The organism is Planctomyces sp. SH-PL62 (genome assembly GCF_001610895.1).
Lineage (GTDB): Bacteria > Planctomycetota > Planctomycetia > Isosphaerales > Isosphaeraceae > Paludisphaera.
Genome location: NZ_CP011273.1, coordinates 1,081,050 through 1,097,153, shown reverse-complemented (window position 1 = coordinate 1,097,153; position 16,104 = coordinate 1,081,050). Strand labels below are relative to the sequence as shown.

The window sequence follows — 16,104 nt, the reverse complement described above, 5'->3', positions numbered from 1 at the left end:
GGCGTTCGCGGGCCGGGTCCCGTCGCCTCGACTTGATCCGGTGCCGGGGATCGGGGGACAATCGTGCCGAGCGACGGCGAACGTGCGTTTCCCGAGGTCGCGATGGACGCGACCGGCGTGCTCCTTCCGAGGCGGAGGGATGACGCGCAGGCCGTCTTTTTCTTTGAGGAAAGGCCCCGCCAAGGATGAAGACGGAACAGTTTCTCCAGCACCACGGCATCAAGGGCAACCCGTTCAGCGAAGAGGACGCCCAGACCGACACCGTCTTCAAGCGACGCTGCTTGACGACCATCCACCACCCCGCCTGGAACAAGTTCTTCGGCAGCCCGGCCGACCCTTCCACGGCCCTCGTCTTCGGCGAGAAGGGGAGCGGCAAGACGGCCTTGCGGCTCCAGGTGACGTCGGAGATCGAGAACTTCAACCAGGCGAACCCGTCCGACCGGGTCTTCGTCATCTCATACGACGACTTCAATCCCTACCTCGACAACTTCCGCTCCGCGATCCGAGCGGCCGACACGAACCAGGTCCTGAAGCGCTGGCAGCTTCAGGACCACATGGACGCGATCCTCTCGCTGGGCGTGACCCAGCTCGTCGACCTGCTGACCGCGGAGAAGGTGGACCTATCGGTCCTCAGCCTGGACCAGCGTCGCGACCTGCTGCTGCTGGCGGCCCTGTACGACGCCTCGACCGGCGAGCCGATCGAGCGCCGCTGGAGCCGGCTCCGCCGCCGCTCGGGCTTCCGCCCCCTGTGGAGCCGTCGCGACCTCCAGATCGGCTTCGGCACCACCCTGGCGGTCGTCGCCCTGGTCTTCCTGTTCCCCAACCTGCGGACGTGGTCGCTGCTCCCCTGGCTGATGGTGCCGCTGGTCGCCGGATGGCTCTACTGGGCCTGGCGAATCGCCCGCGCCGAGTGGTACTCGCGGGACATCCGCAAGGGGCTGAAGGTCCTGGACCGCGACCCCTCCGCCCTGCGCTGGGAACTCCTCTGGTTCCGGCCCACGGAGCTAGGGGGCCAACCCATGCCGACCGCGTCGCGGGGCCGGGCCGAGGAGCGCTACGAGCTTCTCCGGAAGTTCCAGGGCGTCCTCAAGACGCTGGGCTTCGGCGGCGTCGTCGTCCTGGTCGACCGGGTCGACGAACCCCAGCAGATCGAGGGCGATCCGCGCAAGATGCGGGCGCTGATCTGGCCGCTCCTGGACCACAAGTTCCTGCGTCATCCGGGCATCGGCATGAAGCTGCTGCTTCCGATCGAGCTGGCGTACTATCTCGAGAAGGAAGACAAGGAGTTCTACGACCGGGCGAGGCCCGATAAGCTCAACATGATCAAGCCGTTGCGCTGGACGGGCCCGTCGCTCTACGACCTCGCCAGCGACCGGCTCCGCGCCTGCCAGACCACCCCGCCGAACGGCGACGGTGAACCGGAAGCCGCCGGACTCGGAGTCCGGTTGCGGGAGTTCATCGACGAGACGGTCAGCGACGACTACCTGAAGGAATCGCTCGGCAACCTCCGAACCCCCCGGCACCTGTTCAAGTTCCTCCACAGGCTGATCGAGGAGCACTGCCACCGCCACACCGAGGACCAGCCCCGGTGGACCGTGGACTACGACACCTTCCGCACCACCTACGCCTCGTACATGCGCGATCTCGACGCCTTCGATCGCGGCTACGGGCACGGCTGACGCCCCGCCCTCCCCTTCCCCTAGACACCCACCGCCGCCCGCGCTTCAGTCGCGGGCGGCGGGCGAGGCGTCTCAGGCGTCGCCGGGCGTCCCCGACGGTTCGTGTCGGATCGTAGCCGCGGTCGAGTTCGCCGAAAGGTTCGGCAGGCCTATCGGCTTCAAGAGGACCTGGTCCGGCACGCTCGAAAGGGCGATCCAGCGGCCGTCGGCCGAGAAATCGAGCGTCCGCACCCAGCCCTGACGCCCCTCCAGAGCCCCGGCGGCCCGGCCGGTGACCGAATTCCAGAATCGGATGCGGTGGTCGGAATCCGACGAGGCGAGCACCCCGCCGTCCTTCGAGAATTCCAGGGCGTGCACGGCGCGGTCGACGCTCTCCGTGTACCCACTGCGGAGGCCGCGATTCGCATCCCAGATCTCGATCCGTCGCAACCGCTCGTTGAATCGGCTGAGGGCCAGAACGTCGCCCGCCGGAGCCAGCGCGAAGGTCAGGATGGGCCGAGAAACGTCGTTCAGGTCGTGAAACCGCGTCGATTCGCGGCCTTCGGGAAGATCCCAGCACTTGAGTCGGCCGTCATAACTCAGCGAGATCAACCCCCGGCAGTCCGGGGTGAAGGCGAACTTCCGCACCACGTCCTCGTGTCCGGCCAGCACCGAGTTCACCCGTCCCGACTCCACATCGACGATCCGGATCTGATGATCGAAGCCCCCCACCGCCAGGGTCCGGTCGTCTGGAGAGAACGCCAGCGCTCGACACGGCCCCGCGTCGTCAAGGGTTCGGGGCGGAATCGAATCCTCCCGCCAGTTCCACAGCGTCACCCCGTCGAGTCCCGCCACCGCGACGATCCCGCCGTCCGAGGAAAGCGACGCCGCGTAGATCTCGGCGTCCACCGTCAAGCACGCCAACTCCGCTCCGAACCCCGCCGTCGGCGCCGCCTCGACGTCCCAGATCCGCACGGTTCGATCCCAGCCCGCGGTCAGCAGCGTCTTGCCGTCGGGTGAAAATCGAAGCGTCTCGATCAGGCCGAGATGCCCCGCCAGCGTCCGATCATCCGTTTCCCTCGGCCTGGCGTCGCCCTCGTCCACGAACGCGGCAGCGATCGCCAGGATCATCGCGACGCTGCCGAGCCGCCGCCAAGTGAAGAACGGCAAGCGGACCCGCCGCCCCTGCGACATCTCGTCATCGAGATCCCTGCGCTCGACGTCCTCATCCCATTCGCCTTGCACGAAACACCTCCTCAGGTCCGGAATCTCACCGGACGGCTCCTCTGGACTTCCCACAAGGCGCAGCGGAGTTCAGGGACGCCCGGAGGGTCCTTGAAGCCACCCGCATCGGGGCTCCTCGCGAACGATCTCGAGACCCCGGAAGGGCCTTGATGGGCGAAGGGCTCGCCCAGAGAAGCACCGACGTCCGACGACGCCGCGCCTCTCGCCGTTGCACAACCTCCGGCCGCCTGGACCGGAGCTTTCCTCGCGGAGCTACATCGCTTCTCTTAAATTATTAGGTGCCAGGTGGCCGCTGGGAAGGATCTTCTTCCGCGAGCCGCACGAAGCCAGCAATCCATGCACTTAAACGCTACGCCATGATTAGCTGGCTAGTGACTCGAAATCCCGAATAGGCAGCCGGCTTTACGCTCTCGCCGGGCAACTGCCAAATTGGCGAAGGCGAAGATCAAAAACTGCCAACCGAAGAATCCCACTCTTGCCGAAGGCGCTCGATTTATAAACTCAACTTATTTCCATGAATCGACTTAGACAACCACGGCAATTTTGGCATGGCGAGTGCTCTCCTTGTTTTTTGTTCGGTGGATCCTGGACGTTGTGGTTCTCGAATCCAAGATCGTCGGGCCTAAGCCCGGAAGTCTTGAACCAGGAGATTTGAGCAATGTCGACGACGATGCCCAATCGAGCCCCTCTGGTAGACAATGGTCTCAACCGCCTGGATTCGCGTCTGGATGCGCTTTTCGGCCAGATTTTCGGCGAAGGCGCGCAAACGAGAGGGTCGGCGGCGCGGCCGGACGCGATCTCGCCTCCGCTGTCAATCTGGTCCGACGAAGGTCACCTCCATATTGAGGTGGACTTGCCCGGCGTCGTTCTTGAAGACCTGGACGTCTCCATCCATGAGAAGGTTCTGACGATCCGGGCGCAGCGACGCATCGAGGAGGAGCGTCGGTACGCTTACAACGGCCGGGCCTTCGGACGGTTCGAGCGGGTGCTGACCCTGCCGGATTCGCTCGACGCCGAATCCGTGGACGCCCGGCTCGCGAACGGCGTCCTGTCGCTGACCCTTCGAAAGCGACCGGAGGCGCAGGTCAGGAAGATCGACGTCCGCCAGGACTGAGCGGAATCGCGGCGGCCGGACCATTTCTGGGAAGGCCGTCCCGTGGTGACCCGGGGCGGCCTTCTTTCTCTCGGCTTGAAGCCGGGATTTCGACCCTGCGGGCGGGGAGGCCGAACCAGGGGCTGGCGAGGGCTTCGGCGATGGTGAGCGGGGAGTTCCCGGGCGAGTCGATCGGGTCTCGGGGAGCCTCGCCCATGAGCGCGCGGGCTTCAGCGAGGAAGCGCAGCAATTCCAGATCGTTGGGACGTTCCCGAAGTCGGTAATCCTCCGAGCGAAGATACCATTGCCGGGCCTCGTCCTTCCGGCCGAGCCGCCAGAGCGCCATCGCGAGGCCGAAACCGTCGAAGGCCCTGTCGTCGGCGTTGAGTTCGAGCGAGCGTTCAAACGCGGCGCGGGCGCCGTCCCAATCGCCATTGCGGTAGCGGGCGACCCCCAGCGTGTTCCAGCAGGCCCAGGCGTCGGGGACGTTGGCGACGACCAGTTCGGCGAGTTCGACGGCCCGGGAGGGATTTCGAGACGAGAGATCGGGCGTGGTCACGAGATACCAGGCGATGTTGTTCAGCCGGATCTGCTCGAACGCCTCGCGCTTGGGGTCGAGCTGATAGGCCGTCTTGAGGGCGGCCTCGGAGTCCTCGGGCCGGTCGGTCTCCCAGAAGAGGCGGCTCAGCAGTTCGTGGAGCCGGGCCAGATCTCGCTTGTAGCGGGGGACTCGGGGGAAGTCGGCCGCCAGGCGTTGGAGCACGGCGACCGCCTGCTCCAGGGATGCGACGGCCTCCTCGTGCCTTCGGGATTCCAGTTGCAGCTCTCCCAGCCGGGCGTGGCAGCGCGCCAGCGATTCGCGGGCCGCCGGCTGGGACGACGGTGCCGATCCGAACTCCTCCACCTGTTCCAGCCCCTTGCGATATGCCTGCTCGGCCTCGGCCCGACGACGGCCGAGTTGGAGCCAGGCCCCGAGCCCGGTGTAGGCTGAGGCCAGCTCGTTCCTGAGGTCGATCGCCGGGGGGTACGCCTTCTCCGCCGGGGTTCCCAGCGAAACGAGGAGTTCCAGGGCCTCGTTCGAGTCGGCGAGGGCCTTCGCCACGCGGCCGGTCTCTCCCTCGATGTTCGCCCTCAGGATCAGCGCCTGGGCCAGCGAGAAACGGCGGCCGTGATCCTCGGGGGCGGATTCGACGATCTTGCGAAAGAGGCTGATGGACTGGTCGACGGCCCACTCGCCGGGTCCGTAGACGGCCTGCCGACGCAGCAGTTCGGCATACTTCCGCAGGACGGCGGCGAGCTGGGCGGCGGCCTGGTGGTCGTCCGGGCCGCCCTCCAGGACCCCGAGCATGACGTGCATCGCCCGGCGATAGGCGTCTTCCGCCTCGTAAATCCGGCCGAGGGTCAGGCGGATGTCGCCGATTCGGCTGTAGGCGGTGAAGGTCCGCTGGATCGTTCGTCGGTTCGGGTCGTTTCGCGAGGCGATCCGCTCGTAGAACTCCAAGGCGGTGCGGAGGAGATCGACGTCCTCCCGGTCGTCGCCCTGACCGCGTGGGAACCACGACTCGGCCGAGTCCAGATAAAGCTCCAAAGCCCGGTGGGCCACCTCCAGGTTCACCTCGGCCCGATCGAGCTGGAGGCGGCGGGCGTCGGATTCGCCCTGGATGCGCGAGTTGGCGTTCCAGACCACCAGCGTGCTGATCGCCAGACAGACCGTCGCCAACACGAGGACCGCCGCCAGGGCCGCGGCGATCGGGCGGTGTCGGCGAGTCCAGCGGACGGCACGCTCGGCCAGGGTCGGGCGTCGGGCGAGGATGGCCTTGTCGTCGAGGAACCGGCGCAGATCCTCGGCCATCTCGCGGGCCGAGGCGTACCGGCCGCCGGGGTCCTTGGCCATCGCCTTCAGGACGATCGTCTCCAGGTCGCGAGGGAGCTGGGGGGTGTATCGCGAGGGGGGCGTGGGCTCCTCGTCGGTGATCCGCTGCACAAGGCTCGCCACGTCGCCGCCGGGGAATGCCGCCTCCAGGGCCAGCAATTCATAGAGGGTGACGCCCAGCGAGTAGAGGTCGGTGCGATGATCGACCACGCCGCGTCCCGCGAGGACCTGGTCGGGGCTCATGTAGCGAAGCGTGCCGATCAGGTCGCCGGTCGCCGTCAGCCCGGACGCACCATGCAGGCGGGCCAGGCCGAAGTCGGCCACCCACAGGTCCCCCTCCTCGTCGATCAGGAGATTGCCCGGCTTGACGTCGCGATGGACCACGCCCAGCGAGTGGGCATGCGCCAGCGCGTCGGCCGCCTGGAGCCCGAGGCGGGCGACCCCTCGGAAGAAGGGCGTCCCATGCCGCGACGTCCGGCCCTCCCCTTCCCCCGCCCCTGCTCCTCCGCCCTCGCGCGACGAGGGTTCCCAGGAGGGGAGCGAGCCCGGCCGGGCCTCGCGCTCGCGCCGAAGCTCGTCGATCAGCGCGGAGAGGGGCCGCCCCGAGACGTATTGCATGCTGTAGTAATGGACGCCCGCGTCGCATCCCACGGCGTAGATCGGGACGATGTTCGGGTGCCTGAGGTGGGCCGCCGCCTGAACCTCGACCTGGAACCGCTGGACCTGCCGGGGATCCATCGCCGACGTGGACGGCAGCAGCTTGAGCGCGACGCGACGACCCAACGAAGCCTGTTCCGCCTCATAGACGATCCCCATGCCGCCCCGGCCCAGCTCCCGGATGATCCGGTAGTCGCCCAGCCGTTCGGGAGGCATGGGGACGCCGCCCTGGAACCAGACGCCGGCCCCCTTGAGGCGGTCGAGCCCTTCCAGGCAATCCGCCAGATCGCCCGCGATCTCCTCGTGCGCGCGGAGGAAGGCCGATCGAACGGGGCGCTCTCCGCGCGCGCAGGCTGCCTCGTACTCCTCCAGCGCCCGCCCGAGCCGGGGGTCGTCGGGATCGGCGGCGACGTTCGGATCGTGAGAAAGGAATTCGGTCGACTCGTCGAGACGCTCAATCCCCATCGAGCGCCTCCAATCCGCGTCGGAGTCTGGCGAGGGCGCGGGCCCAGAGGTTCTTCACGCTGTCCTGGGTGCGCTCCATCCGTTCGGCGACTTCGGGGAAGCTGAGCCCTTCGAGCTGCCGGAGGATGATGACCTCGCGATAATCGGGGGGGAGGCCGTTGATCGCATCGGCCAGAATCACGGCCTGTTCCCGGCGCGACGCGCGGGCGCTCGGCGAGCTGCCGACGGCGGCCAACGGTCCAGCCATGGCCCTTGAGGAGCGATCGAGATCCTCCCCCAGTTCCCGCTCCAGGCGGACGTCACGACGCTTCGCGCCGAGGTACCGACGGATTTGATCGGCCAGAACCCCGCCGAGGATCTGCCGCATCCAGGCCAGGAATTCCCCCTCAGACCCGCCCCGGAAGCCGCCGATCCGACGATGGACCTCCAGCGAGACGTCCTGCAACACGTCCGAGACGTCGACCTTGGCCTGAATCCGACGGCCGATCTGCACCCTCGCCAGCAGCGACAGATAGTTGTGATAGCGCTGGAGCAGCAGCCCGAGCGCCGCGCCGTCACCCCCGCGAGCTTGATCCAGCAGGCGTTCCACCGGCGGGCTGGGGGTCTCGCCGACTCGGCTCATCGCGAGGATCTCCGACCGGGACGATGCGAATCCATCCGAGCTTACGGAATTCGACGCGCCCGGTCGACAGTCCTCACTTAACACCATCTCGAGGGGGTCGGGAGACGGCGATCGGCGGTCCACGGGTTCGCGGAACCCGTGGCACCCCAAGGTTTTCCGCCGGAACTCGGTGGAGTTAGGTGAGGAGGGTCGCCCGGTCTCGTGTTTTCGGTCACCCGGCCTTCGACTTCGGCCGCACGCCCGTCGCGCCAAGGTGCTCGCCGCCGTGAGGGCCCGGCACGTCCCAGAACCGGATGCCGCCGTCACGACCGCCGTACGCCAGGCGGGAGCCGTCCTGGGTGAACAGGACGGCCTTCACCCAGCCCAGGCCCTCGTCGAGTTCGCCGCGAAGCGTTTTCGTCCCGACGTCCCAGACCTGGATCGATTGGTCCAGGCCGGCCACCGCCAGAAGGCCGCCGTCGGGCGAGAAGGCCAGCGCGTTGCCCCCCTCCTCGCCGAACGTCGCTTGCAGCGCGCCGGTGCGCAGGTCCCAGAGCTTCGCCCCCCTCTCCTCCGGGCCTGCGCCGGGCCGACATGGGGCGGTGGCCAGGGAGCGGCCGTCGGGAGCGAACGCGAAACAGTCGACGCGGCCCAACTGGCGCGAGAGGGGCTCCTCACGCCCGGTCTTCCAGTTCCAGTGAAGGAACTCGCCCCGGAACGACGAGGCGGCCACGGTGGCTCCGTCCGTCGAGAATCCCACGGCATGCACCATGTCGGTCAGCCCGCGGAGGACGGCCGCCTCGGCCAGAGACGGAGCCGCGAGGATCCGAACCTCCCCGTCCTCGCCGCCGATCGCGAGCGTCCGCGAATCGGGGGAGAAGGCCAGATAGCGTGAGCCGGTCCCCTCCTTCGTCGCGACCACTTCCCAACCTTCCGGGCGGGCCTCCCACAACGTCAAAAGGTTCGACCCGCCGACGGCGAGATAGCGACCGTCGGGGCTTGGGGACAGAGCGTAAGGGTGCGTGCCGTGCGGAAGGCTGAGCAGCTCCCGTTGCCAGGTGGGCTTGCTCGGGTCCAGGTCCCAGAACCTTACGGTGTCGTCTCGACCGGACGAGATCAAAACGTCGCGTCCGGCCCCCAGCGCCAGGCACTCCAGCAGGACGTCGTGGCCCCCGATGGTGCGCGTCCCGCTTGAAGCGGGCTCGTCGACCTCGTCGAGCCTGGCCGTGAGGATGATCGCGACGATCGCCGAGACCAGGAGAAAAAGCGCCGCCTCCCAGCTCAGCCACGCCAGCCGTACTCGACCGGCACGGACGCGGCCCGCACCGTCCGCCGCCTGACTCCGCATGAGGTCGAGGGTTCGATCGTCGTGCATGGCTCTCCCAACTCCTCTGGTTCGCCTGGACGCGGAATCCCTTCCCCCAGCCCGCCCTCGCGTGACGCGAGCCGCCCTTAGGCTCTTTGACCGCGATCTTCTCGCATCGGGAATCGTGCGGGTCACACGTTGAGGATTCGACGACCGCCCCCGTTTCTTGAGGCCGAGGGCAAGGATCTCCCACGCCGCCGCGAGGCAAGATCCGTCCGGACCGATCGGGCGTCGTTCCACCCGACCGGCCCGATCAGCCCTTTCGTCTTCGTCTCTAGTCGAGGAACGGGCCTCGAAAGCGCCGCGAAAATTTCGGGCTGGATTCCCTTTGCCGGGAACCTGTCTTGCAGTCGGGCCGAATGGACGTTACAAGCGTCGCATCTATCCAAAGAACAACCGTTCAGGTGCGATAACCATGATGACGGACCCGATTCCGAACTGGCAGCGTGTGACCGGCTGGGTGCTCTCGGGCCTCCTCGCCGTCCCGTTCGTGCCCAGCGCCTACTTCAAGATCGCCCAGCCCAAGGGGTTCATCGAAGACTGGTCAAAGACCTATCCCGCCGGCTCCGCCTTGCCGCTCGGCGTCATCGAGCTGACGCTGTTCGTCCTCTACCTCGTCCCGAAGACCCGCTACCTCGGCGGCCTCCTCATGCTGGCCTACCTCGGCGGCGCGGTGGCGACCCACGTTCAGGCCCAGGACGGGATGTTCTTCGTGCCGGTCGTCGTCGGCGTCATCGCCTGGCTCGGACTCTACCTCCGCGACCGCAAGCTCCGCGCCCTCGTCCCTTTGGTGGCCGATTAAGTAGGGATGAGAAGGAGACGCGGCGTCCTCGGCGCTCAGGTGCCGTCGTCGGGCTTCTGGTGGTAGAGCTTCAAGTAGCTCTCGTAGCGGCCCGAGTGGATCCATCCCCAGTAGACCGCGTCCTTGACGGCGCAGCGGTGCTCATGGGTGTGGGAGCAATCGGGGAATCGGCAGAGGGGGATGTAAGGGCGGAATTCGACGAAGCAGCCCTCAAGCTCGGCGGGCATGACGCCCCAGAGTTCGAACTGTCGCAGGCCGGGGGTGTCGACGACGTATCCCCCGCCTTCGAGCCGGATCAATTCGGCGGTGGTCGTCGTGTGCTTGCCCTTGGACGTCCAGTCGGAGACCTCGTTGACGCGGAGGTTGAGGCCCGGCTGGATGGTGTTCAGCAGCGAACTCTTCCCGACGCCGCTCTGGCCCGAGATGGCCGTGACCCCTTGCCGCAGCAGCTCGCGCAGGCGGTCGATGCCACGACCGTCGGCGGCCGAGGTGACGATGGTCTCGTAGCCGAGTTGCGTGTATAGGCCGACGACCCACTGATAGAGCGAGACGTCCACCAGGTCGGCCTTGTTCAGGATGATGATGGGGCGGACGCGGCCGATCTCCGCCGCGGCGAGATAGCGATCGACCAGGCTGAGCTTGAGCCCCGGCTCGGCGAGCGCCGAGACGATGAACACGGAGTCGACGTTGGCGGCCAGAACGTGCCTCCGGCCGCGATAGCTCCGGGTGACGACCCCCTCGCGGGTCTCGACACGCTCGATGAAGCCTTCCTCGCCCCCCGCTTCGGGAGGACGGAACCAGACGCGGTCTCCCACGGCGACGACGTTTCGGCCGTCGATCGCCATGCTTTTGAGAATACGCCTGACGTGGCAGGGGAAGGTCCGGCCGTCGTCGGTCTCCACGATGCTGAGCAGCCCGTGGACCCGCAGGACGCGGCCCGGAAGCCAGGCCGACTGGTCCACCGCTCGTCGACTGGAGGAGTCGTCGGGCGCGCCGGTGGACGCATCGGCCGCCGAGGCCTCTGCGGCGTCCGCCATGATGGTCCGGTGCCGCGACATCTCGCCCTTCGGCCGGACCCGCTCGCCGGAGACCGATTCGGCCGCGGCGGGGGCCTGATCGCCGAACGCTCGCGTGAAATCGTTCGCGCGAGTCCGCTTCTGACGGTTCTTCTTCAGCTCGATCCGGATCTTCTTCTTCTTGTTCGCCACGTGGGGCCTTCGCAAGTGGTGGATGGGACGGGCTCGCGCCGGGGCGCCCACGGGCCGGGGGCCTCGGCGCGAGCCCCGGGCTCAGCGCGCGTGGAGTGGGCGCCGGCCGCCGGACTTCTCCGAGCCGGGGGCGGCCGCGTCTCTCAGGATCTGCTGCGCCTTCTTCACGTTCGTCGTACGGAGGACGCCGATCGCCTTGCCCTGGCTCGACTCGGACGAGACGTAAGCGTACTCGACGTTGATATGCTCCTGGGCGAGCTTCTCCAGGACGCTCGCCAGCGCCCCGGTGCGGTTGTCGATCTGGAGGGCGAGGACCTCGGCGATGGTGTACTCGGTCCCCAGCGAAGTGAGCACCCGTTTGGTCGCCTCGAGGTCCGAGGTCACGAAGCGGAGGACGCTGGGGCCCGAAGTCTCCATGACGCTGATGGCCAGCAGGTCGATCTTCTCCGCGGCGAGCGTGGAGCAGATCTTCGCGAGTCGGCCGGGCTTGTTCTCGAGGTGGGCGGTGACTTCGTTGACGAGTTCCATCGATAAGTCCTCCGATTCGAGAGAGGATTCAGGACGACGGCTTGACCGAAGCGCGCCGATCGGCTTCGCGAGGAAAGACCGTCCCCGGTCGGCGCGACGGGGACGGCCGCGAATCCACCTGGCTGCGGCGAATCAACGATCCCGACCGGCCCGCTCCGAGCCCGGTCCCCGAGCCCCCGGCCCCCCCGGGGCTCCAGGCGCTCCGGGGACGCCGGGACCGCCGGGACCGCCAGGGCCTCCGGGCCTCCCCGGGCCACCGGGCCCCAACGCGCCGCCGGGCTGGCCCTGGCCGCCCGCGTCGGGCTGCGCGGCCGCGGCCTCGGCCCTGGCCTTGGCGGCGGCGCGGGCGTTGGCGATCGCCGGCGCCAGCAAGGCGGGCAGGAATCCCCGCGCTCCCACGAGGGCGGTCACGTCCGGGAAGGCGCCGTGGGTCGCGATGCGGATCGACTCGTCATCGACGGCCACGGTGGTCGTCGACGGGAACATCAGGGCCTTGAGCTCGTCCGACTTCGGAAGATGCGCCGGATCGACCCGGATCTGGATCATCGTCCCATCGGCCCCGCTCAACGCGGGAGCGGCGTTCGGGCCGCCCGGCTGTCCGCCGAACGCCATGCCGCCCGGCCCTCCGGGACCTCCCGGTCCGCCCGAGCCTCGCATCGAGCTCATCCCCATCGACGAGGAGTTCCTGCCTCCGGGGCCTGACGTCGAGTCCATCCCCCGCGATGAGCTGGAAGAGATCCCCGGCAGGTTGGGAGCGCCCGGTCCGCCCGGTCCCCCCGGATAGCCTGGGCCGCGGCCGGGTTGGGCGACGGCGGGTTCCGGTGGGTTCATGATCCGCTCGCTCAGGGCGATCGCCGTGTTGATGCCGGTCTGCAAGGTGCCGGGGAGGCTGGCGAGGACGGCCGAGTTGTTCTCGCGGAAGTCGCCGTACAGGAGCAGGACCGCGTCGTCCGGGGTCTTCGCCAGGGCCTGCGCGACGTCCTCGGCGGGGGTCCACGGCTTGCGGCGGAGCGACTCCACGGCCAGCCGGGCCGCTTCGGGCGAGGTCGAGACGGCCACGAAATTCCCTTCGAGCCGGACGGTCGGCTTGAAGCCCGCGGGGAAGGTCTTCAACGGCGACGACGTGGGAACGTTGAACATATAGGTGCGCGCCGATTCGCCTCCCGTGGCGGGGATCAGCCGGAATTCGGGGATCGCGGCCTCCTCGCGGGCGCGCTCCTTGCGGTCGGCCCCCGGGCCTCCCGGCCCGCCGGGACCTTGGCCGGGCTGCGCGGCGGCCTCGGCCTTGACGGCCTCGGCGATCTGCTCGGCCGCCACGGTCTTGATCTGCTTGTTGACTTCGAGCATGACCGCATCGAGGGCCCGGCTGAAGCGGGCCGGATCGCCCACTTCGGCGACGAGCACGGGCTTGGGCATCCTCGGGCCCAGCGCACTCAGCAGGGCGGTCGGGTCGCTCAGGTTCGGCGCCGGCGCGTCCTCGACGGTCGCCGCGGAGGTGCTGGGCGCCAGATAGACGACCACCCGGGGGCCGAGATTTCCAAGCAGGTCCTTCTCGAAGTCCATGCGGCTTCGGGCCTGCACGCTCTCGACGATCGCGTCGTAATGCTCCTTCGCGGCCCCCTCGCTGAGCATCCCGGACATCAACGCCGACCATTGCTCCGGCTTGAGCGACGCCGACGCGAAGAATTCCACGTTGTCGGGGATCGGGAGCAGCTTCTTGGCCTCGAACGAAGGCGAATCCAGGAACGCCAGCGCACCGGTTCGGGGCTTCGGGGCCACGATCCGGGTCACGCTGGCCAGGGCCTCGGCCTGGAAGCCCCAGCGATACTCGATCCGCCGCACGCCCGAATCCACGGGGACCACCAACGGTGCCGCATCCCCCATCGCCGCCCGCATTTCGACCGGCTGGAGGTAGGCGGTCAGGATCGGTTCAAGGCCGTCGTCCGACTTCTTGAGCGCCTCGACCGGCTCGAATCCCGACAGGCTCGGGGTCTTGCCGTCGAGCGTCGCCAGGACGGCCTCGGCGTCGGACGGCTGGGCGAGCCCGATGACGAGGTCGCCCGCCTCGTCCCACCAGGTCCAGCCCTGATCGGGCGCCTTGGGGTCGGCTTCGGCCGCGGGGACGGTGACGACCGGGCGCCCCGACTTGCGGTCAATCCGGGGCTTGACCGCGGGATCCATGAACGAACCCATCAGGCGGCCGAACAGGGGCTTGGCCTCCTTGGACACGGCCCCCCTCAGCACCAGGACGGAGCGATAGCCCCGGGGGGCCGACGGGTCGGCGTGGGAGGCGAGCACGAAGCCCTTGCGGGCCAGGTGCTTCACGATCGCCACCGCCTCGTCGCCGTTGATCTTTCGATTCGGGAGCCAGACCGCGAATCGTTCGAAAAGCGGCACGCCGACCTCTGCGAGCATCCCGCCCAGCGGCGTGTCGTTCAGCATGCGATAGGCGGCGGTCTTGCTCCAGGCCTCCTCGTGGGCGTCGAGCCCGTCGAACTCGACGTACATCGTCAGCTTGTCGCGGGGGATGAAGGACGCCGAGGACCTCGACGAAGCGGCCGGAGCCTTATCGCTGGACGCGACAGACGCCGGGCTCGCGACGGCCGGGGCCGAATCGGGGGCCGTCTGCGCCCCCGCGACGACGACGAAGGCGGAGCCGACGAGCGCCGTGGCCAGCAAGGCGGCGGCCCAGGAGGCCGGGCGGACGGCTGGGAGGGGCGGTTCGAACAGGAGTCGTCGCACGGGGCGGTCCTCGTGAGGTGTCCGGGGTGTGCAAGCCGCGTCGCCGCGTTCCGGGCTTCCCGGGTCTCGCGCGGGCCGATCGCGGCCCCCCGCGACCCTTCGCCGACGAGCCCTCTCGGGGCCGGATCAACCCTCATCGTATGACCGCCGCCGCCCCGCGCCAACACGTCGCCCCGCCGATCATTCGGCGGTGGCCGGTCCCGGCGGAGTGAGGTCGTCCGGCCCCGCCTCGCGGACGTCGGCCGCCGGGGGGGCGTCGGCCGACGGCGCGGTCGCGAACCGGCCCCAGGATGTGGCGATGGCGAACCCCGCCAGGGCTCCGATGGCGACCATGCCCAGGGCCTGGAGTCGGCGGGGGGAAAGGAGTCTCGCACTCATGCTCATGCGATGATTTCGTGGACGACGCGGCCGTGGACGTCGGTCAGGCGGAAGTCGCGCCCGGCGTAGTGGAACGTGAACTTCTCGTGGTCGAAGCCCAGCAGGTGGAGGATCGTGGCGTGGAGGTCGTGGACGTGGACCTTGTCCTCGACCGCCTGGAAGCCCAGCTCGTCGGTCGCGCCGTGGACGTGTCCCTTCTTGACGCCGCCGCCGGCCAGCCAGGCCGTGAAGCCGTAATGGTTGTGGTCGCGGCCGTTCATCTTGCCGGCGTTGGCGCCGGGCGTGGGGAGTTCGACGGTCGGCGTGCGGCCGAACTCGCCGGTGCAGACGACCAGCGTATCGTCGAGCATCCCGCGCTGCTTGAGGTCGAACAGGAAGGCGGCGATCGGCTGATCGCACTGGCGGGCCAGTTCGCGGTGGCCGGTCTCCAGGTCGTCGTGGTGGTCCCAGGGCTGGCCCGCGCCGTGCCAGAGCTGGACGAACCGGACGCCGCGTTCCAGGAGCCGGCGGGTCGCCAGCAGTTGCCGGGCGTGGACGCCGGGGCCGTAGAGCGCCCGGACGTGCTCGGGCTCGCGGTCGACGTCGAACGCGTCGGCCGCCTCCGACTGCATGCGGTAGGCCAGCTCGAACGACTGGATGCGCGCCTCCAGGTCGGCCTCGTGCCGACGGCGATCCAGGTGCTCGCGGTTCAGTTCGGCCAGGAGGTCGAGCTGGGCGCGCTGGGTGCGGGGGCCGACGCCGTGGCTCCGGATGTGGGCGATCAGCTTCTCGATGTCCGTGTTGTTGCTGTCGAGGTACGTCCCCTGATAGACGCCCGGCAGGAACGCCGACTGCCAGTTCTGGGACTCGGCGATCGGATACCCACCGGGGCACATGACGAGGAAGCCGGGGAGGTTCTGGTTCTCCGTCCCAAGGCCGTAGAGGACCCAGGAGCCCAGGCTCGGCCGGGCCTGCCGCGCCTCGCCGCAATTCATGAGCATCAGCGAGGGCTCATGGTTGGGGACGTCGGCGTGCATCGACCGGACCACGCAGAGCTCGTCGGCCATCTGGGCGGTGCGTTCGAAGATCTCGCTGATCTCCAGGCCGCTCTCGCCGTACTTGCGGAACTTGTAAGGCGAGGCCAACGCCGCGCCGGTCTTGCGCTCGGTGGGGAGGTTGCTGGGGACCTCCTTGCCGTGGTGCCTGGCGAGGGCCGGCTTGGGGTCGAACGTGTCGACGTGCGACATCCCGCCGTTCATGAACAGATGGACGACCCGCTTGGCCTTCGCGGCGGCGGGCGCCGTCCTGGGGAGGAGCGGGTTGACCCCGACCCCTCCCTTGATCGGCGCGGCCGCGTCGGCGGCGCGGGCCGCCCGGCCCAGGCCGCCCGCCTCCGAAAGCAGCGCGCCAAGGGCGAGCGAGCCGAAGCCGACGCCGGAGCGGCAGAGCATCTCGCGACGGGTGGAGACACCGTCTTGAAGCCTGTTGGGGACGTGCGACATCGTAGGA

General features: G+C 68.7%; 12 protein-coding genes. 3 read left to right on the top strand and 9 right to left on the bottom strand.

Going from position 1 to position 16,104, the window contains the following annotated elements; translation table 11 throughout:
- Positions 1 to 185: 185 nt before the first annotated feature.
- Positions 186 to 1,679: a hypothetical protein gene (locus VT85_RS04265; RefSeq protein ID WP_068410991.1), complete on the top strand. Its 1,494-nt coding sequence runs from the start codon at positions 186 to 188 to the stop codon at positions 1,677 to 1,679.
- Positions 1,680 to 1,751: 72 nt separating this feature from the next.
- Here the strand turns inward: VT85_RS04265 and VT85_RS04260 are convergent, their stop codons facing one another.
- On the bottom strand, positions 1,752 to 2,903 hold the full coding sequence (locus tag VT85_RS04260) for a WD40 repeat domain-containing protein (RefSeq protein WP_068410988.1): 1,152 nt from the start codon (positions 2,901 to 2,903) through the stop codon (positions 1,752 to 1,754).
- Between the two features lie 658 nt (positions 2,904 to 3,561).
- On the opposite strand from VT85_RS04260, the gene VT85_RS29605 reads away from it, so the two are divergent.
- Positions 3,562 to 4,017 carry an Hsp20/alpha crystallin family protein gene (locus VT85_RS29605; protein WP_068410986.1) on the top strand — a complete coding sequence of 152 codons (456 nt, stop codon included), beginning with the start codon at positions 3,562 to 3,564 and terminating at the stop codon, positions 4,015 to 4,017.
- On the opposite strand, the gene VT85_RS04250 is transcribed toward VT85_RS29605, so the two are convergent.
- The 3 genes from VT85_RS04250 to VT85_RS04240 form a co-directional block, all read right to left on the bottom strand.
- Positions 3,989 to 6,991, bottom strand: coding sequence for a protein kinase domain-containing protein (locus VT85_RS04250; protein WP_068410983.1), 3,003 nt, complete (start codon positions 6,989 to 6,991; stop codon positions 3,989 to 3,991). The genes VT85_RS29605 and VT85_RS04250 overlap by 29 nt on opposite strands.
- Positions 6,981 to 7,613, bottom strand: coding sequence for a sigma-70 family RNA polymerase sigma factor (locus VT85_RS04245; RefSeq protein WP_068410981.1), 633 nt, complete (start codon positions 7,611 to 7,613; stop codon positions 6,981 to 6,983). Before VT85_RS04245 ends, VT85_RS04250 begins: the two co-directional genes overlap by 11 nt.
- A gap of 211 nt (positions 7,614 to 7,824) precedes the next feature.
- Positions 7,825 to 8,967: a WD40 repeat domain-containing protein gene (locus tag VT85_RS04240; RefSeq protein WP_068410978.1), complete on the bottom strand. Its 1,143-nt coding sequence runs from the start codon at positions 8,965 to 8,967 to the stop codon at positions 7,825 to 7,827.
- Between the two features lie 406 nt (positions 8,968 to 9,373).
- On the opposite strand from VT85_RS04240, the gene VT85_RS04235 reads away from it, so the two are divergent.
- Complete coding sequence (locus VT85_RS04235; RefSeq protein WP_197491080.1) at positions 9,374 to 9,760, top strand: DoxX family protein; 387 nt, start codon at positions 9,374 to 9,376, stop codon at positions 9,758 to 9,760.
- A gap of 35 nt (positions 9,761 to 9,795) precedes the next feature.
- On the opposite strand, the gene rsgA is transcribed toward VT85_RS04235, so the two are convergent.
- The 5 genes from rsgA to VT85_RS04210 all read right to left on the bottom strand — a co-directional run bounded on the left by rsgA (position 9,796) and on the right by VT85_RS04210 (position 16,097).
- Entirely contained in the window at positions 9,796 to 10,968 is a 1,173-nt protein-coding gene (gene rsgA / locus VT85_RS04230) for a ribosome small subunit-dependent GTPase A (protein WP_068410975.1), read from the bottom strand.
- An 81-nt stretch (positions 10,969 to 11,049) separates the two neighbouring features.
- Entirely contained in the window at positions 11,050 to 11,496 is a 447-nt protein-coding gene (locus VT85_RS04225; RefSeq protein ID WP_068410972.1) for an ACT domain-containing protein, read from the bottom strand.
- A 132-nt stretch (positions 11,497 to 11,628) separates the two neighbouring features.
- Positions 11,629 to 14,238 carry a hypothetical protein gene (locus VT85_RS28240; RefSeq protein ID WP_068410969.1) on the bottom strand — a complete coding sequence of 870 codons (2,610 nt, stop codon included), beginning with the start codon at positions 14,236 to 14,238 and terminating at the stop codon, positions 11,629 to 11,631.
- Positions 14,239 to 14,418: 180 nt separating this feature from the next.
- Positions 14,419 to 14,622, bottom strand: coding sequence for a hypothetical protein (locus VT85_RS04215; protein ID WP_156512669.1), 204 nt, complete (start codon positions 14,620 to 14,622; stop codon positions 14,419 to 14,421).
- Positions 14,619 to 16,097, bottom strand: a complete 1,479-nt coding sequence (locus tag VT85_RS04210; RefSeq protein ID WP_068410964.1) for a DUF1501 domain-containing protein — start codon at positions 16,095 to 16,097, stop codon at positions 14,619 to 14,621. The genes VT85_RS04215 and VT85_RS04210 overlap by 4 nt, the downstream gene beginning before the upstream one ends.
- Positions 16,098 to 16,104 lie beyond the last annotated feature (7 nt).

Excerpts from the sequence above, each read along its gene's own strand:
- VT85_RS04265 (WP_068410991.1), top strand. The coding sequence starts at position 186 with ATGAAGACGGAACAGTTTCTCCAGCACCACGGCATCAAGGGCAACCCG.
- VT85_RS29605 (WP_068410986.1), top strand. The coding sequence starts at position 3,562 with ATGTCGACGACGATGCCCAATCGAGCCCCTCTGGTAGACAATGGTCTC.
- VT85_RS04250 (WP_068410983.1), bottom strand. The coding sequence starts at position 6,991 with ATGGGGATTGAGCGTCTCGACGAGTCGACCGAATTCCTTTCTCACGAT.
- VT85_RS04245 (WP_068410981.1), bottom strand. The coding sequence starts at position 7,613 with ATGAGCCGAGTCGGCGAGACCCCCAGCCCGCCGGTGGAACGCCTGCTG.
- VT85_RS04240 (WP_068410978.1), bottom strand. The coding sequence starts at position 8,967 with ATGCACGACGATCGAACCCTCGACCTCATGCGGAGTCAGGCGGCGGAC.
- VT85_RS04235 (WP_197491080.1), top strand. The coding sequence starts at position 9,374 with ATGATGACGGACCCGATTCCGAACTGGCAGCGTGTGACCGGCTGGGTG.
- VT85_RS04225 (WP_068410972.1), bottom strand. The coding sequence starts at position 11,496 with ATGGAACTCGTCAACGAAGTCACCGCCCACCTCGAGAACAAGCCCGGC.
- VT85_RS04215 (WP_156512669.1), bottom strand. The coding sequence starts at position 14,622 with ATGAGCATGAGTGCGAGACTCCTTTCCCCCCGCCGACTCCAGGCCCTG.
- VT85_RS04210 (WP_068410964.1), bottom strand. The coding sequence starts at position 16,097 with ATGTCGCACGTCCCCAACAGGCTTCAAGACGGTGTCTCCACCCGTCGC.